The sequence below is a fragment of the Enterobacter cloacae complex sp. P12RS genome (assembly GCF_014895875.1).
Classification (GTDB): domain Bacteria; phylum Pseudomonadota; class Gammaproteobacteria; order Enterobacterales; family Enterobacteriaceae; genus Enterobacter; species Enterobacter bugandensis.
Genome location: NZ_JADBQO010000054.1, coordinates 36,592 through 36,809 on the forward strand (window position 1 = coordinate 36,592; position 218 = coordinate 36,809).

1 protein-coding gene is annotated in these 218 nt (G+C 47.7%); it reads left to right on the forward strand.

Translation table 11 applies throughout. The features are described from left to right. On the forward strand, window positions 1-218 hold a 218-nt coding region (locus tag IM284_RS21385; protein ID WP_193055912.1), incomplete at both ends, for an NlpC/P60 family protein.

The following is a 218-nucleotide window of genomic DNA, read 5'->3' on the forward strand; positions in this document are numbered from 1 at the left end:
TTCTATCAGGATTGCTGGTATGAGTGTGGTTTCCGTGAATTCGACGGGCCGCTGCAACCGGGGGATATGGTGATCATGCAAGTTCAGTCTAACAAGTGGAACCATGCCGGCATATTGCTTGAAAGTGATATCTTACTTCATCATCTCTACGGTCATTTAAGCCAGCGTGTGCCATATGGTGGGTATTGGCGTGAGAGGACAAACAAAATCCTTCGCCA